Genomic DNA, 20,925 nt, shown 5'->3' on the forward strand with positions numbered 1-20,925 from the left:
CTCGGAATTCAGAAGTTGGGGCGCAGCGGAAGGGGCTGCTCAGGCCTTGACCACGGCCACAGGTTCGAACTGGCGCGTGTCCACGGCCGCGTCCTTGAAGTCGAACCACGGGTCGGGCTCGCCGTCGAGCGCGAACTGCAGCTGTTCCCACAGTGCCTTGCGGCCGGCCGCGTCGTCCAGGATGCGCTTCTTGATGTAGTCCAGGCCCACGCGGTTGACGTAGTGCACCGTGCGCTCCAGGTACCAGCCCTCCTGGCGGTAGAGCTCGCAGAAGGCGCCGGTGTATTCCATGACCTCCTCGGCCGTCTTCACCTTGACCAGGAAGTGCGCGACCTCGGTCTTGATGCCGCCGTTGCCGGCGATGTACATCTCCCAGCCCGAATCGACACCGATCACGCCCACATCTTTGATGCCGGCTTCGGCGCAGTTGCGCGGGCAGCCGCTGACGGCGAACTTCACCTTGTGCGGCGCGTACATGCGCCACATGGCTTTTTCGAGGTCCTTGCCCATCTGGGTAGAGTCCTGCGTACCCATGCGGCACCACTCGCTGCCCACGCAGGTTTTCACCGTGCGCAGCGCCTTGGCGTAGGCGTGGCCACTGGGCATGCCGATGTCTTTCCAGACGTTGACCAGGTCTTCCTTCTTCACGCCCAGCAGGTCGATGCGCTGGCCGCCGGTGACCTTCACGGTCGGGATCTTGTACTTGTCCACCGCGTCGGCGATGCGGCGCAGTTCGTCGGCCGTGGTCTCGCCGCCCCACATGCGCGGGATCACCGAATAGGTGCCGTCCTTCTGGATGTTGGCGTGCGAGCGCTCGTTGATGAAGCGGCTCTGCGGGTCGTCCTTGGCCTGCTTGGGCCAGGTGCTGATGAGGTAGTAGTTGATGGCCGGGCGGCAGGTGGCGCAGCCGTTGGGCGTCTTCCAGCCCAGGGCGCTGAAGGTGTCGGCGATGGTCAGCAGCTTGTCGTTGCGGATCGCGTCGCGCACGTCCTGGTGGCTGTGCTCGGTGCAGCCGCAGATGGCCTTTTTCTTCGGCGTGGCCGAGTAGTCGCCGCCGGCCGTGAACATCAGGATCTGCTCCACCAGACCGGTGCAGGAGCCGCAGCTGGCGCTGGCCTTGGTGTGCTTCTTCACCTCGTCCAGTGTGAACAGGCCTTTCTCTTTGATGGCCTTGCAGATGGCGCCCTTGGTCACGCCGTTGCAGCCGCAGACCTCGTCGCTGTCGGCCATGGCCGCGGCCTTGTTATGGCCCTGGTGGCCGGTGTCGCCGATGTTGGACTCGCCGAACATCAGCCTGTCCCGGATGTCGCCGACCGTGCGGCCTTCGCGCAGCAGCTTGAAGTACCAGCTGCCGTCCACCGTGTCGCCATACAGGCAGGCGCCGACCAGCTTGTCGTCCTTGATCACCAGCTTCTTGTAGACGCCGCCGAAGGGGTCGCTCATCACGATCTCTTCCGTGCCGTCGCCGCCCATGAACTCGCCGGCGGAGAACAGGTCGATGCCCGTGACCTTGAGCTTGGTGGAGGTGAGCGAGCCGGTGTAGCGGCCGATGCCGAACTCGGCCAGGTGCGTGGCCAGCACCTTGCCCTGCTCGAACAGCGGCGCCACCAGGCCGTAGGCGATGCCGCGGTGCGCCGCGCACTCACCCACCGCGTAGATGCGCGGGTCGGTCACGGTCTGCATCGTGTCGCTGACCACGATGCCGCGGTTGACGTGCAGGCGCATGCTTTCGGCCAGCGCGGTGTTGGGGCGGATGCCCACGGCCATCACCACCAGGTCGGCCGGCACCTCGGTGCCGTCCTTGAAACGGATGGCTTTCACGCGGCCATCGTCACCGCCCACCAGCTCCTGCGTCTGCGCGCCGATCAGGAACTGCATGCCGCGCTCCTCCAGCGACTTCTGCAGCAGCTTGCCCGCCACGTCGTCCAGCTGGCGCTCCATCAGCCAGGGCGCCACGTGCACCACGCTGACCGTCATGCCGCGCTTCATCAGGCCGTTGGCCGCTTCCAGGCCCAGCAGGCCGCCGCCGATGACGACCGCGTGCTTGTAGGTGGCGGCGGCGTCGATCATGGCCTGCGTATCGGCGATGTCGCGGTAGGCCAGCACGCCCTGCAGGTCCTTGCCGGGGATCGGCAGGATGAAGGGGTTGGAGCCGGTGGCCATGATCAGTCGGTCGTACTCGGCCGAGACCTGCTCGCCGTTGGGGCCCACCGAGTGCACCACGCGCCTGACGCGGTCCACCTCGGTCACCTTGTGGCCCGCGTGCAGCGTGATGCCGTTGTCGGTGTACCAGGACCAGTCGTTGAGGATGATCTCGTCGATGGTCTGTTCGCCCGCCAGCACGGGCGAGAGCAGGATGCGGTTGTAGTTGGGGTGCGGCTCGGCACCGAAAACGGTGATGTCGTAGAACTCGGGTGCGATCTTCAGCAGCTCTTCGAGCGTGCGCACACCGGCCATGCCGTTGCCCACCATCACGAGTTTCATCTTTTTCATTGCGGCGACTCCTGTCTGAAGATCACGGGGGTTGTGGCTGGCTCCGGCGGACGCACGCGGGCGATCGCACAGCGGCGGGTGGGCCGGAACTCAGGGGTAGGGAATGTTCGAAACCCGGCAGGTCTGCCGGGGTGGCGCAGGCACAGGGCCAGCACCGTTTCAGTCGCTGCACACGTCGTTGTGGGCAGGCCCCGACGCTGCGGTCGGGGTGGGACGCGTCGTCACGTCTGGCCTGTTCAATGCAAGAGGTGTGCCATATGATCGGCGCCCCATTCGCGGGCCTTTGCCGCACCCCTGGCGCCGCGCCGGTTCCGGCCACAGCGGGCAGGGCGCTCACTGATCACAAGTGCTTGATTCATATGACTTCCGTGCTGCTTCTTCGCCCCGGTTCCCGGGCCCTTCTGCCGTTGCAGGACGACCTGTCGGCCGCGGGGTGCCAGGTGCTGGCCACCGTCGAGGACTGCAGCAAACTGGTGCAGGCCGCCGTGCAGCACGCACCAGATCTGGTGGTTGGCGAGGTCACGCGCCCCGATGACGCCCTGTTCAAGGCCACGCAGACGCTGGCGGAGGTGCTGCCCCGGCCGGTGCTGCTGTTCACGTCCGATCCCGACGCCGCCCACATCGAGCGCGCCACGGGCGCCGGCGTGCACGCCTGGGTGGTGAACGGTTACGGGGCGGCGCGCCTGCGGCCACTGATGCAGCTGGCGCAGGCGCGTTTCGAGCGCGAACAGGCCCTGCTGGAACAGTTGCGCGACGTGTCGCAGCGCTTCGAGGAGCGCAAGCTGGTCGAGCGCGCCAAGGGCATCCTCATGCGGGCGCGCGCGCTGACCGACGACGACGCCTTCCAGATCCTGCGCACCGCCTCCATGCACACCAACCAGCGCCTGGGCCAGGTGTCGGAACAGATCATCCAGTCGGCCCATTTCGCCGAGGCCGTCAACCGCGCGGGCCAGCTGCGCATGTTCTCGCAGCGCCTGGTGAAGCTGCACCTGCTGCGGCTGGCCGACGTGCAGTCGCGCCAGCAGCAGGCCCTGCTGGACGAGTCGATCCAGCGGGTGGACGCCAACCTGGCCTGGCTGGGCAAGGGCCTGTCGCAACCCAGCTTCGGCGACCTGCTGGGCCTGCTGGGCGCCACCTGGCAGGCGCTGAAGGCCTCGCTCAAGGGCAAGCCCACCCCGGCGCAGGTGCCCCGGGTGGACGAGCTGGCCGACCGCCTGCTGCGGGACGCCGAGCGCCTGACCGCCAGCCTGCAGCATGCCGGTGCCATGGCCTCGCTGCAGGTGCTCAACGCCGCCGGCCGCCAGCGCATGCTCTCGCAGCGTTTCGCCAAGATGGCGCTGATGGACCTGCTCGATCTGGAAGAGGGCAGCGCCGGCCGCAGCGCCGCCATGACCGAGGTGCAGCACGATTTCGAACGCGCACTGGCCTACCTCAACGGCCTGCCACTGACCACGCCCGACATCCGCACCGCACTGGACCAGGCCACCACCGGCTGGCGGCAGATGCTGGCCGCCACGCCGCAAGGCCATCGTCCGGCGGGGCGCGACCGGCTGGCGCGGCTGGAGACCGTGGCCCATGCCAGCGAGGGTCTGCTGGCCCAGTTTGAAAGCCTGTCCACCCACTACGAGCGCAGCATGCAGATGCTGATGGGCTAGCCCTGCGCCGCACCAACGTTGGGCGCTGTTCTTGCTAGAGGTGGTGCATGGCTTTTGACATCGACATCGGCTACGCCAGCCAGGCCGGCCGCAAGAACACCAACGAGGACTTCTGCGCCGCCATGCTGCCGCCCCCGGGGCAGGCGGACATGGGCTCCATCGTCGCCATCGCCGACGGCGTGAGCGCGGGCGGGCTGGGCAAGGAAGCGGCGCAGACCACGGTCACCAGCCTGGTGCGCGACTACTACGGCACACCCGAGACCTGGGACACCACGGTCGCCATGGACCGCATCATCGGCGCGCAGAACACCTGGCTGGCGGGCGTCAACCGCCGCCGCCATCCGGCCATGGGCCTGACCACGCTCACCGCCATGGTGCTGCGCGGCCACAGCTACACCCTGGCCCATGTGGGCGACACGCGCGCCTGCCTGCTGCGCGGCGGCCAGCTCACCCAGCTGACGCACGACCACGTCGCCGATCACCCCGACCTGAGCCACCAGCTGCTGCGTTGCATTGGTGTGGAAGACCGTGTGGTGGTGGACTACAGCCAGGGCGACCTGCTGGTGGGCGACCTGTTCCTGCTCATGTCCGACGGCGTGCACAACGTGCTGAACGAGGCGCGGCTGAAGGCCCTGATCGGTGAACAGCCGGGCACAGACGATGCCCAGGCCCTGTGCGAAGCCATGGTGGCCGCGGCCCTGCAGCGTGGCAGCAACGACAACGTCACCGCCCTGGCCGTGCGCGTGCGCGGGCTCGACAGCGCCACCCTGCAGGACCAGAACCGCCTGGCCGCGCGGCTGCCCATCCCGCCCAGGCTCAAGCTGGGCGAGCAGATCGACGGCCTGGCCATCACCGCCGTGGTGGCCGACAACGGCATCAACCTCGTCTACCAGGCGCGCGACCCGGCCACGCAGAAGCTCTACGCCCTCAAGACCCTGCACCCCCAGCGCGCACACGACGCCGAAGAGCGCGCCATGCTCGCGCACGAAGCCTGGCTGGCGCGCCGCATGGCCACCAGCCGCGCGGCCGAACACCTGGTGGCCTTGCACGACGCGCCGCCGACGCTGCCGGCCGGGCAGGGCGCCAGCGCCTTCTACCTGCTGTACGACTGGCACAGCGGCGAATCGCTGCAGCACATGCTGGACCGCCAGTACCGACCTGGCGTGGCCCAGACCATCGCCATGGCCACCCAGGCCGCCCGGGCCCTGGGCCACCTGCACCGCCAGGGCGTGATCCACCGCGACGTGAAACCCGCCAACCTGCACCAGGGTGAAGACGGCGTGTTGCGCCTGCTCGACCTGGGCGTGGCGCTCAGCGGGCGCGAGCCTGCGTCGGCGCGCGCGCTGCACGCCGGCACACCCAGCTTCATCAATCCCGAACAGTGGGGGTTCCGCCTGCGCGGCGGCGGCGTGGACACCGACGCGGAGCCGCAAGCTGCCGACGCGCGCAGCGACCTGTTCGCGCTTGGCGTCACGCTCTACCAGCTGCTGACGGGCAAGCTGCCCTATGGCGAGGTGCTGCCCTACCAGGCCGGCCGCTACTACCGCGACCCGGTCGCGCCCAGCCGCCACCACCCCGAGGTGCCGATCTGGCTCGACCACATCGTGCTCAAGGCCGTCAGCCGCGACCAGAAGCAGCGCTTCGAAACCGCCGAAGAGCTGCTGCTGGCACTGGAGCGTGGCGCGTCGCGCCCGCTCACCGCACCGCCTGCCACCCCGCTGATCCAGCGCGACCCGACCATGCTCTGGAAGCTGCTGCTGGGCTTCAGCGTGCTGCTGAACCTGCTGCTGGTGTACTGGCTGGTGTTCCTGCCGCGCTGAAGGTTGGCAGTCAGGGCGATAACCCTTGGCCGGTTGAAAGGATGGCAGTTGCGCTCAGCGAGGGAGATCAAGCCTGGTGTCCCAGTCCTCGGAGTCGAAGCCCACGGTGACCGAGCCGTCCGTCCAGCCGACCACCGGGCGTTTGATCAGGCTGGGTTGCCGCAGCAACACGGCGCGCGCACTTTGGTTGTCCACCACGGTCGCGCGGGTGGTTTCTTCCAGCCCGCGCCAGGTGGTGCCTTTGCGGTTGACCAGCGTTTCCCAGCCCGCCGCAGCCAGCCACCGGTCCAGTTCGGCCTCGGGCACGCCCTGCTTCTTGAAGTCGTGGAAGCTGTGTGCCACGCCGTGCTCGCTCAGCCAGGCCCGGGCCTTTTTGACGGTGTCGCAGTTGGGGATGCCGTAGAGTGTGGTCATCCCTGAATTTTGTCACGCGGCCCCTCGGTGGAGGCCGCGCTTTCCCATGACCCTGCGCAGCTTCTATCCCCCCATCGAACCCTTCCAGACCGGCGTGCTCGACACCGGCGACGGCCATCAGATCTACTGGGAGCTCTGCGGCAACCCGCGGGGCAAACCGGCGGTGTTCCTGCACGGCGGACCGGGTTCGGGCTGTTCGCCCGACCACCGCCGCCTGTTCGACCCGCAGAAGTACTGCGTGCTGCTGTTCGACCAACGCGGCTGCGGCCGGTCGAAGCCGGTGGCTTCGCTGGAGAACAACACCACCTGGCACCTGGTGGCCGACATGGAGCGGCTGCGCACGCTGCTGGGCTTCGAGCGCTGGCTGGTGTTCGGAGGTTCCTGGGGCAGCACGCTGGCGCTGACCTACGCGCAGACGCACACGGACCGCGTGTCCGAGCTGGTCGTGCGCGGCATCTTCACCCTGCGCCGCGACGAGGTGCGCTGGTACTACCAGGAGGGCGCTTCGTGGCTCTTTCCCGACTTGTGGGAGGGCTTCCTCGCGCCGATCCCCGAGGCCGAACGCGGCGACCTGCTCACCGCCTACCGAAACCGGCTGACCGGCGACGACCCGGTGGCGCAGTTGGAATGTGCCCGCGCCTGGAGCCTGTGGGAGGGCCAGACCATCCGCCTGCTGCCCGACGCGGCCAACACCGCCAAACACTCCAACGACGCCTTTTCGCTGGCCTTCGCACGCATCGAGAATCACTATTTCGTGCACGACGGCTGGTTCGAGGACGGGCAGCTCATCCGCGACGCGCACAAGCTGGCCGGCGTTCCGGGGGTGATCGTGCAGGGGCGCTACGACGCCTGCACCCCGGCCCGCACCGCCTGGGACCTGCACCGCGCCTGGCCGCAGGCCGAGTTCCATCTGGTGCCCGACGCGGGCCACGCGTTCAACGAACCCGGCATCCTGGACCGGCTGATCGAAGCCACCGACCGTTTCGCGGGCTGAGCGCGGGGCTTTGTGATGGCCGGGATAATCCCGGTCATGAACACCTTAGACGAGTGGCTGGCCCATTGCGAGCGCCAGCATCCCCAGGGCATCAGCGGCATCGAGCTCGGGCTGGACCGGGTGCAGCGGGTGGCGCAGCGCATGCGCCTGTCCATGCCCTGCCCGGTGATCACCGTGGCCGGCACCAACGGCAAAGGCTCGACCTGCGCCATGCTGGAGGCCATCTACAGCGAGGCCGGGTACCGGACCGGGGTCTACACCTCGCCCCACCTGGTGCATTTCGAGGAACGTTGCCGCATCGGGCGCGAGCCGGTCGCTGCTGATGCCCTTTTGCCGGCGTTCGCCGAGGTCGAGCGTGCGAGGCTCGGGGACGGTGGATCGGGTGATGACGGCGTCGTGGTACTGACCTATTTCGAGTTCACCACACTCGCCATCCTGCGCACGCTGTCGCTCAGCGGGCTGGATGTGGCCATCCTGGAGGTGGGACTGGGCGGGCGGCTGGACGCGGTGAACATCGTCGACTCGGACTGCGCGGTCATCACCTGCATCGCGCTGGACCACATGGCCCTGCTGGGCAACGACCGCGAGGCCATCGGCTACGAGAAAGCCGGCATCATGCGCACCGGCCGGCCGGTGGTGGTCAGCGATCCGGTGCCGCCGCAAAGCGTGCTGGACCGGGCGCTCGAAGTCGGCGCCCAGCTCTGGCGCATCGGCAAGGACTTCCATTTCGCCGGTGACAAGCAGCAGTGGGGCTGGGCCATGCACCCTTCACAGGGTGGGCGCAAGTTCAGTGGTCTGGCCTACCCGGCCCTGCGCGGCGCCAACCAGCTGGTGAACGCCTCGGGCGTCCTGGCCGCCATCGAGGCGCTGCGGCCCCGCCTGCCCGTGACGGCACAGGCCGTCCGAAACGGGCTGGCCATGGTCGAGCTGCCCGGCCGTTTCCAGATCGTGCCCGGAGAGCCCGCGCTCGTGCTCGATGTCGCCCACAACCCCCATTCCGTGGCCGCGTTGGCCGAGAACCTCGACGCCATGGGCTACTACCCGGTCACGCACGCGGTGTTCGGTGCCATGGCCGACAAGGACTTGCCCGCCATGCTGGAGCGCATTTCATCGCTGATCGACCGCTGGCACCTCACCGATCTGCCACTGTCGCGCGCCAGCCGGGCGACCGATCTGGCGGCCGTGCTCGACAGCGGCGCCGGCCAGGCCTCTGGCGGGCGTTCGCGGGTGGCCGGATGCCATCCGTCGCCGCTGGAGGCGCTGCGCGCGGCGGTGCTGGAAGCGGACCCCACTGATAGAATCGTTGTCTTTGGTTCCTTCCACACGGTGGGGGGTGTTCTGAAGGATGGCGTGCCGCGTCTGGCGGCCAGGCACCTCGCGAACTGATCCTCTCCGCGATCTCCGCCGGACCCATTTCCGCATGCTCACATCCCGTTCCGGTTCTGCGGGCCACACCGCCCCACCGCCGCCGCAAAGCATCGAGGCCGTGCGTCGTCGGGCCCGGCACCGCCTGATCGGGGCGGCCGTGCTGGTGCTGGTGGGGGTGCTCGGGTTCCCGCTGCTGTTCGATACGCAACCCCGCCCCATTGCGGTCGACGTGCCGATCGAGATTCCCTCCCGCAACACGCCTGCAACGCCTGCACCCAAGACCGAGGCTCCTGCCGCGGCCAGGCCGGCGCCGGTGGCCACGGCCGACAGCCTTGCCGCGCGCGAGGAGGTGGTCGAGCCGAAGGCTGTGGCCAAGCCGGCCGACAAACCCGTTGAAAAGCCCGCAGAGAAGCCTCCGCTTGAGAAGCCCGTTGCCGACAAGGCTGCGGCGGGGAATACCACCGAAAAACCACCTGAGAAGCCCTCTGAAAAAACCGCTACCGGCAACGAGCGCATCGTCGTGCAGGTGGGGGCGTTTTCGGAGGCCGAACGTGCCCGCGAGGCCCGTTTGAAGCTGGAGCGGGCCGGACTCAAGACCTACACCCATGTGGCCGAGACGCCGCAGGGGCGTCGCATCCGGGTGCGCCTGGGACCTTTCGCCACGCGCGCGGAGGCCGAAAAGGCCGCAGAGCGCGCCAAGGCGCTGGGTCTGTCGACGGCCCTGCTCTGGCTGTGACGGCGTTGGCCCGGGGCCTGGGGGCGGCGACATGAACGCAGTGGATGGGTTGTTGCTGTTCGTGCTGCTGCTGTCGGCCGTGGTCGGCATGTGGCGGGGTCTGGTGTACGAAGTGCTTTCTTTGATGGTCTGGGTGGCGGCGTTCTTGCTGGCCCAGGCCTATGCAGGAGATGTGGCGCGCCTGCTGCCGCTGGACGGCCTCTCCGCGGCACTGCGCATTGCGGTGGCATTCGTCCTGGTGTTTGTGGCCAGCGCGTTCGCCGGCGGGTTTGTGGCGTGGCTGGTGAAAAAGATGGTGGCGGCCGTGGGTTTGCGTCCCATTGACCGCGTGCTGGGTGGTGTGTTTGGCCTGCTGCGTGGCGCGGTGGTGCTGCTGGCGGTGGCGGTGGTGGTGGGAATGACACCGCTCCAGTCGCAACAAGCCTGGCAGACGTCAGCGGTGGCCCAGGTGCTGGGTGACAGCCTGCAGGCCCTCAGGCCGCTGCTGCCCGAGCCGGTGGCCCGTTACCTGGCCTGAGTCGACAGTCTTTGTTTCGTTGAGGATCCAATCATGTGTGGAATCGTGGGCGTGGTGAGCCAGGCGCCTGTCAATCAGCTGATCTACGACGCCCTGTTGCTGCTGCAGCACCGGGGACAGGATGCCGCCGGCATCGTCACCCAGCAAGGGCGCAAGTTCTTCATGCACAAGGCCAAGGGCATGGTGCGCGACGTCTTTCGCACGCGCAACATGCGCGCGCTGCCGGGCAATGTCGGGCTCGGTCAGGTGCGTTACCCCACCGCGGGCAACGCCTTCAGTGAAGAAGAGGCGCAACCGTTCTACGTCAACGCGCCGTTCGGTCTGGTGATGGTGCACAACGGCAACCTGACCAATGCCCAGGGTCTGAAGCAGGAGCTGTTCCAGACCGACCACCGCCACATCAACACCGAGAGCGACTCCGAGGTGCTGCTCAACGTGCTCGCGCACGAACTGGAAAAGTCCACCCGCGGGGCATCGCTCAAGCCGGCCGACGTGTTCGCCGCGGTGCGTGGCGTGCACCGGCGCATCAAGGGTTCGTATGCCGTGATCGCGCTGATCGCCGGCCACGGCCTGCTGGCCTTCCGCGATCCTTTCGGCATCCGTCCGCTGTGCATCGGTCGCAACGCCGATGGCGCCCGCATGGTCGCCAGCGAATCGGTCACGCTTGAGGGCAACGGCTTTGAACTGGAACGCGATGTGGCGCCCGGCGAGGCCGTGTTCATCGACCTGGATGGCCAGGCCAGCTTCGAGCAATGTGCGGACAAGGTCAGCCACAACCCCTGCATCTTCGAATATGTCTACCTGGCCCGGCCGGACTCGGTGCTCGACGGCATCTCGGTGTACCAGGCGCGCCTGAACATGGGCAAGACCCTGGCCAAGCGGCTGGTGTCCACCGTGCCACCGACTGAAATCGACGTGGTCATCCCGATCCCGGAGTCCTCGCGCCCGAGTGCCATGGAACTGGCACAACTCCTGGGCCTGCCGTACCGCGAAGGCTTCGTGAAGAACCGCTACGTCGGCCGCACCTTCATCATGCCCGGCCAGGGGGTGCGCAAGAAGTCGGTGCGCCAGAAGCTCAACGTGATCGCCAGCGAGTTCAAGGGCCGCAACGTGCTGCTGGTGGACGACTCCATCGTGCGCGGCACCACGTCCAAGGAAATCGTGCAGATGGCGCGCGACGCCGGTGCGCGCAAGGTCTACATGGCCAGCGCCGCGCCGCCCGTGCGCTACCCCAACGTCTATGGCATCGACATGCCCACCGCGCAGGAACTGGTGGCGCACGACCGTACGGTTGAGCAGATTCGCGAACTCATCGGCTGCGACGCGCTGATCTACCAGGACGTGGACGCGATGAAGCAGGCCATCGCCGCGCTCAATCCGAAGCTGGCGGGCTTCGACGCCTCGTGTTTCGATGGGGTGTACGTCACCGGTGACATCACGCCCGAGACCATCGCGCGCATGAACCAGGGCCGCGACCAGACCGAAGAAGGGCAGGAAGACAGCTCGCGCCTGGCCCTGCCCAACGCCCAGACCGCCTGATCCGCCATGTCATCGAACGCGAAATCCGCTGACGCTCTGCATCGCGAAACCCTGGCGGTTCGGCTGGCGACCGAGCGCAGCCAGTACGGCGAGAACTCCGAGGCGCTGTTCCTTACCAGCGGTTATGTGCAGCCGTCCGCCGAAGACTCCGCACGCCGCTTTGCCGGCGAAGACGACGGCTACACCTACGGCCGCTCAGGCAATCCGACGGTCACCAGCTTCGAGATGCGCCTGGCCGCGATGGAAGGTGCCGAGGCCTGCATGGCCACCGCCTCGGGCATGGCCGCGGTCATGCTGATGTGCTTCAGCCTGCTCAAGGCGGGCGACCACGTCATCATTTCGCAGTCCATGTTTGGCTCCACGCTCAAGCTGGTTGGCTCGGAGTTCGGGCGCTTCGGCGTGGAAACCTCGGTGGTGCCGCAGACCGATCTGGCGGCCTGGCGCGCGGCCATGCGGCCCACGACCCGCCTGCTGTTTGCCGAAACACCCACCAACCCGCTGGGTGAGGTGTGCGACATCCAGGCCCTGGCCGATCTGGCCCACAACGCCGGCGCTTTGCTGGCGGTGGACAACTGCTTTGCCACACCGGTGTTGCAGCGCCCCATCGCTCTGGGTGCCGACATCGTGATGCACTCTGGCACCAAGTACCTCGACGGGCAGGGCCGCGTGATGGCCGGTGCCCTGTGTGCCCGCGAAGCCATGGTGCACGAGAAGTTCCTGCCGGTGCAGAAGAACTCCGGCATGGTGCTTTCGCCGTTCAACGCCTGGGTGGTGCTCAAGGGCCTGGAAACGCTGGACCTTCGCATGAAAGCCCAGAGCGCGCAGACCTTGGCACTGGCCCACTGGCTGGAGGCACACCCCGCCGTGGGCCGCGTGTACTACCCCGGCCTGGCGAGCCATCCGCAGCACGAACTGGCCATGCGCCAGATGAACGGCATCGGTGGTGCCGTGCTGTCCTTCGATGTGAAAGCAGCCAGCCCCGAGCAGGCGCGCCAACGCGCCTTTCATGTGCTTGATGCGCTGCAAGTGCTGTCGCTGTGCACGAATCTCGGCGACACCAAGACCCTGTGCACCCACCCGGCCAGCACCTCGCACGGCAAGCTGTCCGAAGCGCAGCGCCAGGCCGCCGGTATCGGCCAGGGCCTGATCCGCGTGGCCGTGGGCCTTGAACATCTGGACGACATCCGCAGCGACCTGGATCGCGGCCTCTCCAGTCTTTGAATCTTCTTTTCCCTCACATGACCGTTCGCACCCGCTTCGCACCATCGCCCACCGGCTTCATCCACCTGGGCAACATCCGCTCGGCGCTGTACCCGTGGGCCTTTGCCCGCGCCACCGGCGGCACCTTCATCCTGCGCATCGAAGACACCGATCTGGAGCGCTCTAGCCAGGCCGCGGTGGACGTGATCATCGAAGGCATGAAGTGGCTGGGCCTGGACCACGACGAAGGGCCGTTCTACCAGATGCAGCGCATGGACCGCTACAAGGCGGTGCTGGCCGAGATGGTTGAAAAAGGGCTTGTCTACCCCTGCTACATGAGCGTGGCAGAGCTGGATGCGCTGCGCGAGCGCCAGATGGCCAACAAGGAGAAGCCGCGCTACGACGGCACCTGGCGCCCGGAGCCTGGCAAGACCCTGCCGCCCATCCCGGAAGGTGTGAAGCCTGTGCTGCGCTTCAGGAACCCGCAGGGCGGTTCGGTGGTCTGGGAGGACAAGGTCAAAGGCCGTGTCGAGTTCAGCAACGACGAACTCGATGATCTGGTGATCGCGCGCCCCGATGGCACACCCACCTACAACTTCTGCGTGGTGGTGGACGATATCGACATGGCCATCACGCACGTGATCCGTGGCGACGACCATGTCAACAACACGCCGCGCCAGATCAACATCTTCCGTGCCCTGGGCAAGGAACCGCCGGTCTACGCCCATCTGCCCACCGTGCTCAACGAGCAGGGCGAGAAGATGAGCAAGCGCAATGGCGCCAAGCCGGTGACGCAGTACCGCGACGAAGGCTACCTGCCCGACGCGATGGTGAACTACCTCGCCCGCCTGGGCTGGAGCCACGGTGATGACGAGATCTTCAGCCGCGAGCAGTTCCTGCAGTGGTTCAACCTCGACCATCTGGGCAGCAGCGCAGGCCGCTTCGACGAAGCCAAGCTGCGCTGGGTCAACGCGCAACACCTCAAGGCCATGGACGACGCTGCACTGTCGGTGCTGGTGGCTGAGCAACTGGCCAAGCGTGGCATCGCCGCCGACGAGCGCCTGCCGCGCATCTGTGGTCTTTTCAAGGACCGCTGCGACACCACCGTGGCGCTGGCCGACTGGGCAGCGGCCTTCTACACCGACGTGACACCGTCAGACGCCGAGCGCACGCAACACATCACCGACGTCGTCCGTCCCGCGCTGCAGACCCTGGCCAGCAAACTGGTCGACTGTGCCTGGGACAAGGCCAGCCTTTCAGCAGCGATCAAGGAGACCATCACGGCGCATGGTCTGAAGATGCCGCAACTGGCCATGCCGGTGCGCGTGCTCGTGATGGGCACAGCACAGACACCGTCGCTTGATGCGGTGCTGGAACTGCAAAATCGACAAACAGTTTTGACGAGGTTGCAGAAAGCCTGAAAAATGGTCTATAATTTGAGTCTTGCTGATTCACACTGAGTTGCTCGCAACAAAGCAGGGTCGGCATCCCAGAAATGGATTTCGTGGGGGTATAGCTCAGCTGGGAGAGCGCTTGCATGGCATGCAAGAGGTCAGCGGTTCGATCCCGCTTACCTCCACCAAAAATTGAAGAATTGGGCAGCGTGGTTTTGCTACAATGCACAGTTCGGTTCTTAGGTTTTGACCCTATCGTCTAGAGGCCTAGGACATCACCCTTTCACGGTGAGTACCGGGGTTCGAATCCCCGTAGGGTCGCCAAGTTTGTGGCACTTGGCCTGATGCGAGAGCAGAAGGCAGAAGCTGCACCACTGCGGAGTGGTAGTTCAGTTGGTTAGAATACCGGCCTGTCACGCCGGGGGTCGCGGGTTCGAGCCCCGTCCACTCCGCCAGTTTTGATAAGCCGTTCAGATCTCTGGTCTGAACGGCTTTTTCATTTCCGCAACACGCACGCCGGCGTGTCTGCTTTTATGCGCTGCCGACCTGTGGGCGTCGCCTCACCAGGCCCGTCGACAGGGCCGTGCCCGCCATGATGACGAGGCCGCAGCCGATCATCCACGGGGTGATGGCTTCGTCGAGAAAGATGCGCCCGTAGATCAGCGCGAACACGGGTACCAGGAAGGTCACGGTGAGCGCCTTGCTGGGGCCTGCCTGGGCAATGATGCGAAAGAACAGGACGTAAGCGAGCGATGTACACAGCAGGGCCACGGCGACCAGCGCGCCCCAGGCGCCGGTGCTGACTGGCTGGTCAGGCCACAGCCACAGCGTGGGCAGGGCCAGCCCCAGGGCAGCGCCGATCTGGCTACCCGAAGCGGTGGCCAGCGGGTGGACGCCGGTGAGGTGGCGTTTGGTGAAGCTGGCCGCCAGCCCGTAGCAGAACGTGGCCACGAGACAGGCCAGCATGGCCAGCAGGGCTTGTCCAGCGGAGGCGGCTCCCGGTGCCAGGCTGAAACCCGACTTGCCGATCACCAGCAGGCAGACGCCCACAAAGCCGATGGCCAGGCCGGTGGCGCGCCAGGCATCGGGCCGGTCCTTGAGCCATGCCCAGGCCACCAGGGCCCCCGTCAGCGGCACCGTGGCGTTCAGGATCGAGGTCAGGCCGGTGCTGATGTGCATGACCGCATACGCGAACAGGGCGAACGGGATGCCCGAGTTGAGCAGGCCCACAAAGAGGATGAACCGGGCGCGCTGGCGGAAGTCGGCCCAGACGCCTTTGAGCAGAAACACCGGCAGCAGGAACAGCGCCGCCAGCGCCACCCGCATGCCTGCAGTGGGCAGGGCGCCGAACTCTGCCGCCCCCAGTCGCATGAAGAGAAAAGACGAGCCCCAGAGGGCGGCGAGCAGGAAAAATTCGAGAGCGAGTATGGGCGACATGGATTCAGTGTGCCGGCAAAGGCCGTGTGGCGGGCTGAAGCGTTGATGATGTTCGCTCTGGTCATTGATGCGGTTTGTCGATCAATGCGCCCTCGAGCTGCAGCAGAGCCTGCTTGCGGTCCAGACCGCCGGCGTACCCCGTCAGTGAACCGTTGCCGCCAACCACCCGGTGGCAGGGCACCACGATGCTCAGTGGATTGCGACCGACAGCAGCGCCCACCGCGCGCACCGCCTGGGGCTTGCCCAGGCCGGAGGCCAGAGCGCCGTAACTCGTGGTGGCGCCGGCCGGAATCTCCAGCAGGGCCTGCCAGACGGCGCGCTGGAAAGAGGTGCCTTGCTCAAGATCCAGGGGCAAATCGAAGCGCTGGCGGCGCCCGCAGAAGTACTCGTCCAGTTGCCGCTTCGCGGCGTCGAGCACCGGGTGCGCCGCCACGGTGGACCAGCTCGCCAGGCGTTCAGCGGGCGGTTCGTGGCGTTGCCGCTGCACGAACCAGAGGCCGGCCAGTCCGTTGGTGCTGGCTACCAGACGCAGATCGCCCAGCGGGCTGCCCACGATGGTCTGGACACGGTGGTCAGGGGCGGTGTTCATGGGGGATCTCCTCAGGAGCTTGGAAACATGGGGGTGTCGCCCAGGCGCGTATCACGGCGTAGCTGCGCCAGGGCTGCCAGCGCCGGGCGATGCGATCGGCTTCCCGGCGTGCCGCGGCGGCGGGCAGGCCCCGCAGACCCAGCGCCTGCAGGAGCACGGCGTCGCCGCTGGGCCAGGCGTCGGGCCAGCGCAGGGCCCGCATCGCGATGTACTGGGCCGTCCAGGGGCCGATGCCGGGCAGGGTCTCGAGGCTCTTCAGGGTCGATGCCGGGTCGGCACGACCGTCGAGCACCAGGTGGCCGTCCGCCACTGCGCGCGCCAGCGCGAGGATCGCCTGCTGGCGCTGGCGCACGATCCCGATCTCGCCCAGCACCTGCCCTTCGACCTCGGCGAGCGCCTCGGGCGTGGGGAACAGGCGCTGCAGACCCGGTGGACCGTCGGGCAACGGTGTGCCCAGCCGGTCCACCAGGCGGCCACACAGGGTGCGTGCCGCAGCCACCGTCACCTGCTGACCCAGCACAGCCCTCACCGCCAGTTCGAAGCCGTCGAACGCGCCGGGCACGCGCACGCCGTCGCCGTCCGGGAAATCGGGGTGCAGCACGGCGTCGATGGCCTGCGGGTCGGCGTCGAGGTCCAGGGCCGCCCGTACGCGGTCGATGACCGCGGGCAGTGCCGGCAGCAGGCCCTCGCTGACCCGCAGACCGATGCGGTGCTCGTCCGGAAGGAATCGGATGAGCATCCAGCCGCACGCAACCGTGCCGCGCACCGAGAGGCGCAGCGTTCGCACCATGGTCTCTTGCACCGTGTCGACGGCCTCGAGTCCCGGCAGGGCACGGTCGGCGAAGAAGCGCAGCACGTCCTGCACCCGGTAGGGCGGCCGCCAGGAGAGCCGCACCTCGGCCGGCGCCCGCGGGGCGTTGGGCGAGTCGGTGGACCGGCTGCGCCGCAACTGGGTCGGATTGAGGCCGTAGCGGCCCACGAACGCGTCGTTGAAGCGGCGCAGGCTGCTGAACCCCGCGGCAAGGGCCACCTGGGCCACCGGCAGGTCGGTGTCGGCCAGCATCTGTTTGGCGGCGAGCAGGCGCCGCGTCTGCAGGTACTGCAGGGGCGAGACGCCCAGTCGGCTTTCGAACAGCCGGCGGATGTGACGTCCGCTCACCCCCAGCCGAGCCGCCAGCTGCTCCAGCGGTGGTTCATTCGCGCCTGTGTTCCAGGTCTCCGGCGTGTCGAGCAGGGCGGTGGCCTGGCGGATCAGGATGTCCCCGGCGTCCTCGGTCGACCAGTGGCGGTCGCGCGGCGCCAGCTCCGGCCGGCAGCGCAGGCAGGGGCGGAAGCCGGCCTGTTCGGCCTGGGCGGCGTGTTCAAAGAACTGGCAGTTGTCTCGCTTGGGTGTGCGGACCCGGCAGATCGGGCGGCAGTAGATGCCGGTGGAGGTGACGCCGGTGAAGAAGCGCCCGTCAAAACGGGCGTCGCGCGCGCCCAGCGCCCGGTAGAGGGCGTCGGCGTCGAGCGGGGCAGGGCGGTTCATGGCTGGCATGGTAGGTGTTATTCCGAGTTGAGACTGGCCATTTCCGGACATGTCCCGGGCCGGGAAGCATGGCCCGGCCACCTACAATCGCGGGTTTGTTCCCCCGAGCGACGACCATGCAAGTGACCGCCTCCATCTTCAAGGCCTACGACATCCGGGGCATCGTTCCCGGCGCCCTCAACGAGACGGTGGCGGAAGCTTTGGGGCTTGCCTTCGGCACGGTGGCCCTGCAGCAGGGCGAGCGCTCGGTGGCCGTGGGCCGCGACGGGCGGCTCAGCGGCCCCGGCCTGTCGGCGGCGCTGATCCGGGGCCTGGTGGCCGCAGGCATCGACGTGATCGACATCGGCATGGCGACCACCCCCATGCTGTACTTTGCGGCCAGCACGCTGTGCAGCAGCGGCATCCAGGTCACCGGCAGCCACAATCCCAAAGACTACAACGGCTTCAAGATGGTCATGGGCGGCCGGGCGATCTATGGCGAGGACATCCAGGCCCTGCGCCGGATGATGGAGACCGAAACCCATGTGCGCCAGGACGGCGGTCGGGTGCGGCATGTCAATGTGCTGAAACCCTATACCGACCGCATCGTCGGCGACGTGAAGCTCTCGCGCCCGATGAAGGTCGTGGTCGACTGCGGCAACGGCGTCGCTGGCGCCTCGGCCCCGGCGTTGCTCCGCGCGCTGGGCTGCGAGGTGATCGAGCTGTTCAGCGAGGTCGATGGCGAGTTTCCGAACCACCACCCGGACCCGAGCAAGCCTGAGAACTTGCAGGACGTGATCCGCGTGCTGCGCGAGACCGATGCCGAGCTGGGCATGGCGTTTGATGGCGATGGCGACCGCCTGGGCATCGTGACCAAGGACGGTCAGAACATCTTCCCCGACCGCCAGATGATCCTGTTCTCGCAGGACGTGCTGTCGCGCGTGCCGGGCGGCCAGATCATCTTTGACGTCAAGTGCTCGCAGCGCCTGGCGCCGGCCATCGAGGCGGCCGGCGGTGTGGCCAACATCTACAAGACCGGCCACTCGCTGATCAAGGCGCGCATGAAGGAGCTGGACAGCCCGCTGGGCGGTGAGATGAGCGGCCACATCTTTTTTAAGGAGCGCTGGTTCGGCTTCGACGACGGCAGCTACGCCGGTGCGCGCCTGCTGGAGATCCTCAGCCGCAGCCCCGACGCCAACGCGGTGCTCAACGCGCTGCCCACCTCGCACAGCACGCCCGAGCTGAACGTGGCCTGCGCCGAAGGCGAGCCACACGCGGTGGTGGAACAGTTGCTGACCCTGGCGCGCTTCGAGGCGCCGGCCAAGGTCTCGACCATCGACGGCCTGCGGGTCGACTGGCCCGACGGTTTCGGCCTGATCCGCGCCTCCAACACGACGCCCGTCCTGGTGCTGCGCTTCGAGGGCCACACGGCCGAGGCCCTGCACCGCATCGAACACGCGATGCTGGATCTGCTGCGCCAGGCCAAACCCGACGCAGTGGTGGGCGCGAGTGCGCACTGAGGATCCCCTGGTGCCGAGCAGCCACGACGTGCCCCTGGATCCAGCGCGCCTGAGCGGTGATGCCCTGGCAGCGGTCACCATCATCGTGGTCACGCGCGAGAGCGCGCACTGCCTGCCTGCCCTGAACACGCTGCTGTCGCACTGTCCGAACGTCATCGTGTCGGACAACGGCAGCGCCGATGGAACGGCCGCCTCGGCGCGCCGGCTCTGGCCGCATGCGATCGTGCTGGACCATGGTCGCAACCTGGGGTTTGGCGCTGCCAACAACCGCGCGCTGGCCCGGGTGCAGACCCCGTTCGCCTTCCTGCTCAACCCGGACTGCGAGATCGACGGCCCGGGTCTGGAAGCACTGCTCGCGATGGCGGCCGCCATGCCCCAGGCCGCGGTGCTGGCCCCACAGCTGGTCAGCGCCTCCGGCAAACCCGAGATCAACTACCGCTTTCCGCAGACCTGGTGGGCGCCGCGCGGTCCGGGCGCATCGGGTCCCACCTGCGTCGGCTTTGTCTGTGGCGCGGCGATGCTGCTGCGCATGGCCTCGTTCCGCGAGGTCGGGTTCTTCGATGAGCAGTTCTTCCTCTACTACGAGGACGACGACCTGTGCCTGCGCCTGTTCAACGCGAAACAGAACATCGTCGTGGTGCCTGCGGTGCAGGCCATCCACCACTCGCGCGGCTCGGTGCGCGGCGCGTCGCCCTGGCGCCACGAGTACGCACGGGGCTTCCACCACGCGCAGTCCAAGCTGCAGTTCGCCACCAAGTACCGCTCGCGCGAGGAGGCGCAGCGCCTGCGCCGATGGCTGCTGGTGACCACCACCCTGGGACTGCCCCTGCGGGCCATCGTGTTTTCACCCAAGCTGCTGGCCCGCATGTTCGGCCGCTGGCGCGGGCTCATCGGCTGGAGGGTCCGTGGCTGAACATCGCAAACCGACGCTGTGCATCGGCATCCTCACACTCAACGAAGCCCACCGCATCGCGCGCTGCATCCAGAGCGCGTCGTTCGCCGACCAGGTGGTGGTGATTGACAGCGGCAGCGAGGACCGCACGCGTGAGATCGCCCAGGAGATGGGGGCCCAGGTGCACCTGTTTCCGGACTGGCGTGGTTTCGCCGAGCAGCGCAACCGGCTCATGACCCATGTGAAGGCGGACTGGATCTTCTTCCTGGACGCCGACGAGGTGATTCCGCACGGCCTGCAGGACGAGATCAGGGCTGCGGTGGCCTCCGGTGAGAACGCGGTGTGGAAGATCTACTGGGACCAGGTGGCTTTCGGCCGCACCCTGCACCGCATGGCCAAGACCGAAGGTGGCGTGTGGCGGCTGTTCCGCACCGACCAGCTGCTGCGCTACGAGGGCGTGGTGCACGAACACGCCGTGTTGCGAGACCCGACCACACCAGTCAAGACCTTTCGCACCCGCCTGCTGCACCACTCGCGCGAGTCGGTCTATGGCGGCCTGCTCAAGATGGCGCAGTACGCCCAGCTCGGCGCGGTGCGCCGCGTACAGGCCGGGCGCCGCGGTGGCGTGCTGCGTGGCCTGGCCTCGGCCACCAGCAACTTCATCCGTCTGTACATCTTCCGGCGCGGATTCCTGTGCGGCGCGGAAGGCTTCCTGTTCTGCCTGTTGGTGGCGCTGGAGTGTTTTTTCCGCTACGCCATCATCCGCTACGACCGGCCTGTGCCCGGCGACACCATGGTCAAGCGCTGACCGGCGCCCCCGCATGTGCCTGGCACCCCTTCCCACGACAAG

Annotated in this window: 17 protein-coding genes and 3 tRNA genes; 15 read left to right on the forward strand and 5 right to left on the reverse strand. The window is 67.5% G+C overall.

Annotated elements, in window-relative coordinates; all coding sequences use genetic code 11:
* Nucleotides 1-39 precede the first annotated feature (39 nt).
* On the reverse strand, nt 40-2,493 hold the full coding sequence (nirB, locus tag DD542_RS10010) for a nitrite reductase large subunit NirB (protein WP_127805479.1): 2,454 nt from the start codon (nt 2,491-2,493) through the stop codon (nt 40-42).
* A 359-nt stretch (nt 2,494-2,852) separates the two neighbouring features.
* Here nirB and DD542_RS10015 point away from each other — a divergent pair, with 359 nt between their 5' ends.
* Together DD542_RS10015 and DD542_RS10020 are read left to right on the forward strand one after the other, a co-directional pair.
* Nucleotides 2,853-4,148 (forward strand): type IV pili methyl-accepting chemotaxis transducer N-terminal domain-containing protein, encoded by a 1,296-nt coding sequence (locus tag DD542_RS10015; protein WP_127805481.1) that lies wholly within the window; start codon nt 2,853-2,855, stop codon nt 4,146-4,148.
* Nucleotides 4,149-4,195: 47 nt separating this feature from the next.
* The gene (locus DD542_RS10020; protein WP_127805483.1) at nt 4,196-5,968 is read left to right on the forward strand and encodes a bifunctional protein-serine/threonine kinase/phosphatase; all 1,773 of its coding nucleotides are present in this window, start codon (nt 4,196-4,198) and stop codon (nt 5,966-5,968) included.
* A gap of 54 nt (nt 5,969-6,022) precedes the next feature.
* Here DD542_RS10020 and DD542_RS10025 read toward each other — a convergent pair whose 3' ends face one another.
* On the reverse strand, nt 6,023-6,382 hold the full coding sequence (locus DD542_RS10025; protein WP_127805484.1) for an ArsC family reductase: 360 nt from the start codon (nt 6,380-6,382) through the stop codon (nt 6,023-6,025).
* A gap of 46 nt (nt 6,383-6,428) precedes the next feature.
* On the opposite strand from DD542_RS10025, the gene pip reads away from it, so the two are divergent.
* The 10 genes from pip (at nt 6,429) to DD542_RS10075 (ending at nt 14,585) form a co-directional block, all read left to right on the forward strand.
* Nucleotides 6,429-7,376: a prolyl aminopeptidase gene (pip, locus tag DD542_RS10030; protein ID WP_127805486.1), complete on the forward strand. Its 948-nt coding sequence runs from the start codon at nt 6,429-6,431 to the stop codon at nt 7,374-7,376.
* A 36-nt stretch (nt 7,377-7,412) separates the two neighbouring features.
* Complete coding sequence (gene folC, locus DD542_RS10035; RefSeq protein ID WP_127805488.1) at nt 7,413-8,762, forward strand: bifunctional tetrahydrofolate synthase/dihydrofolate synthase; 1,350 nt, start codon at nt 7,413-7,415, stop codon at nt 8,760-8,762.
* A gap of 34 nt (nt 8,763-8,796) precedes the next feature.
* Nucleotides 8,797-9,480 (forward strand): SPOR domain-containing protein, encoded by a 684-nt coding sequence (locus DD542_RS10040; protein WP_066158005.1) that lies wholly within the window; start codon nt 8,797-8,799, stop codon nt 9,478-9,480.
* A 31-nt stretch (nt 9,481-9,511) separates the two neighbouring features.
* Entirely contained in the window at nt 9,512-9,997 is a 486-nt protein-coding gene (locus tag DD542_RS10045; protein WP_079365394.1) for a CvpA family protein, read from the forward strand.
* Between the two features lie 33 nt (nt 9,998-10,030).
* Nucleotides 10,031-11,536 (forward strand): amidophosphoribosyltransferase, encoded by a 1,506-nt coding sequence (gene purF / locus DD542_RS10050; RefSeq protein WP_127805490.1) that lies wholly within the window; start codon nt 10,031-10,033, stop codon nt 11,534-11,536.
* A gap of 6 nt (nt 11,537-11,542) precedes the next feature.
* Nucleotides 11,543-12,757, forward strand: a complete 1,215-nt coding sequence (locus tag DD542_RS10055) for an O-succinylhomoserine sulfhydrylase (protein ID WP_127805492.1) — start codon at nt 11,543-11,545, stop codon at nt 12,755-12,757.
* Nucleotides 12,758-12,774: 17 nt separating this feature from the next.
* On the forward strand, nt 12,775-14,157 hold the full coding sequence (gene gltX / locus DD542_RS10060; protein ID WP_066158017.1) for a glutamate--tRNA ligase: 1,383 nt from the start codon (nt 12,775-12,777) through the stop codon (nt 14,155-14,157).
* An 85-nt stretch (nt 14,158-14,242) separates the two neighbouring features.
* Nucleotides 14,243-14,318, forward strand: a tRNA-Ala gene (locus DD542_RS10065).
* 60 nt (nt 14,319-14,378) lie between these two features.
* A tRNA-Glu gene (locus DD542_RS10070) sits at nt 14,379-14,454 on the forward strand.
* A 54-nt stretch (nt 14,455-14,508) separates the two neighbouring features.
* A tRNA-Asp gene (locus DD542_RS10075) sits at nt 14,509-14,585 on the forward strand.
* A 76-nt stretch (nt 14,586-14,661) separates the two neighbouring features.
* Here DD542_RS10075 and DD542_RS10080 read toward each other — a convergent pair.
* The 3 genes from DD542_RS10080 to DD542_RS10090 form a co-directional block, all read right to left on the reverse strand.
* Complete coding sequence (locus tag DD542_RS10080; protein WP_127805494.1) at nt 14,662-15,567, reverse strand: DMT family transporter; 906 nt, start codon at nt 15,565-15,567, stop codon at nt 14,662-14,664.
* A gap of 61 nt (nt 15,568-15,628) precedes the next feature.
* Nucleotides 15,629-16,156: a methylated-DNA--[protein]-cysteine S-methyltransferase gene (locus tag DD542_RS10085; protein ID WP_127805496.1), complete on the reverse strand. Its 528-nt coding sequence runs from the start codon at nt 16,154-16,156 to the stop codon at nt 15,629-15,631.
* The gene (locus tag DD542_RS10090; RefSeq protein WP_127805498.1) at nt 16,140-17,693 is read right to left on the reverse strand and encodes a DNA-3-methyladenine glycosylase 2 family protein; all 1,554 of its coding nucleotides are present in this window, start codon (nt 17,691-17,693) and stop codon (nt 16,140-16,142) included. The genes DD542_RS10085 and DD542_RS10090 overlap by 17 nt, the downstream gene beginning before the upstream one ends.
* Nucleotides 17,694-17,800: 107 nt before the next feature.
* Between DD542_RS10090 and DD542_RS10095 the strand changes: the two genes are divergently transcribed.
* The 3 genes from DD542_RS10095 to DD542_RS10105 are packed head-to-tail and all read left to right on the forward strand — an operon-like array spanning nt 17,801 to nt 20,883.
* Nucleotides 17,801-19,183: a phosphomannomutase/phosphoglucomutase gene (locus DD542_RS10095; RefSeq protein WP_127805500.1), complete on the forward strand. Its 1,383-nt coding sequence runs from the start codon at nt 17,801-17,803 to the stop codon at nt 19,181-19,183.
* 10 nt (nt 19,184-19,193) lie between these two features.
* Complete coding sequence (locus tag DD542_RS10100; protein WP_241559743.1) at nt 19,194-20,096, forward strand: glycosyltransferase family 2 protein; 903 nt, start codon at nt 19,194-19,196, stop codon at nt 20,094-20,096.
* Nucleotides 20,089-20,883, forward strand: coding sequence for a glycosyltransferase family 2 protein (locus DD542_RS10105; RefSeq protein WP_127805502.1), 795 nt, complete (start codon nt 20,089-20,091; stop codon nt 20,881-20,883). The genes DD542_RS10100 and DD542_RS10105 overlap by 8 nt, the downstream gene beginning before the upstream one ends.
* The last annotated feature ends 42 nt before the right edge of the window (nt 20,884-20,925 follow it).

The sequence above is a fragment of the Hydrogenophaga sp. NH-16 genome, assembly GCF_004006415.1.
Classification (GTDB): domain Bacteria; phylum Pseudomonadota; class Gammaproteobacteria; order Burkholderiales; family Burkholderiaceae_C; genus Hydrogenophaga; species Hydrogenophaga pseudoflava.

Bases quoted from the DNA above. Each gene is read 5' to 3' on its own strand.
- nirB (WP_127805479.1), bottom strand. From the start codon at position 2,493: ATGAAAAAGATGAAACTCGTGATGGTGGGCAACGGCATGGCCGGTGTG.
- DD542_RS10015 (WP_127805481.1), top strand. From the start codon at position 2,853: ATGACTTCCGTGCTGCTTCTTCGCCCCGGTTCCCGGGCCCTTCTGCCG.
- DD542_RS10020 (WP_127805483.1), top strand. From the start codon at position 4,196: ATGGCTTTTGACATCGACATCGGCTACGCCAGCCAGGCCGGCCGCAAG.
- DD542_RS10025 (WP_127805484.1), bottom strand. From the start codon at position 6,382: ATGACCACACTCTACGGCATCCCCAACTGCGACACCGTCAAAAAGGCC.
- pip (WP_127805486.1), top strand. From the start codon at position 6,429: ATGACCCTGCGCAGCTTCTATCCCCCCATCGAACCCTTCCAGACCGGC.
- folC (WP_127805488.1), top strand. From the start codon at position 7,413: ATGAACACCTTAGACGAGTGGCTGGCCCATTGCGAGCGCCAGCATCCC.
- DD542_RS10040 (WP_066158005.1), top strand. From the start codon at position 8,797: ATGCTCACATCCCGTTCCGGTTCTGCGGGCCACACCGCCCCACCGCCG.
- DD542_RS10045 (WP_079365394.1), top strand. From the start codon at position 9,512: ATGAACGCAGTGGATGGGTTGTTGCTGTTCGTGCTGCTGCTGTCGGCC.
- purF (WP_127805490.1), top strand. From the start codon at position 10,031: ATGTGTGGAATCGTGGGCGTGGTGAGCCAGGCGCCTGTCAATCAGCTG.
- DD542_RS10055 (WP_127805492.1), top strand. From the start codon at position 11,543: ATGTCATCGAACGCGAAATCCGCTGACGCTCTGCATCGCGAAACCCTG.
- gltX (WP_066158017.1), top strand. From the start codon at position 12,775: ATGACCGTTCGCACCCGCTTCGCACCATCGCCCACCGGCTTCATCCAC.
- DD542_RS10080 (WP_127805494.1), bottom strand. From the start codon at position 15,567: ATGTCGCCCATACTCGCTCTCGAATTTTTCCTGCTCGCCGCCCTCTGG.
- DD542_RS10085 (WP_127805496.1), bottom strand. From the start codon at position 16,156: ATGAACACCGCCCCTGACCACCGTGTCCAGACCATCGTGGGCAGCCCG.
- DD542_RS10090 (WP_127805498.1), bottom strand. From the start codon at position 17,693: ATGCCAGCCATGAACCGCCCTGCCCCGCTCGACGCCGACGCCCTCTAC.
- DD542_RS10095 (WP_127805500.1), top strand. From the start codon at position 17,801: ATGCAAGTGACCGCCTCCATCTTCAAGGCCTACGACATCCGGGGCATC.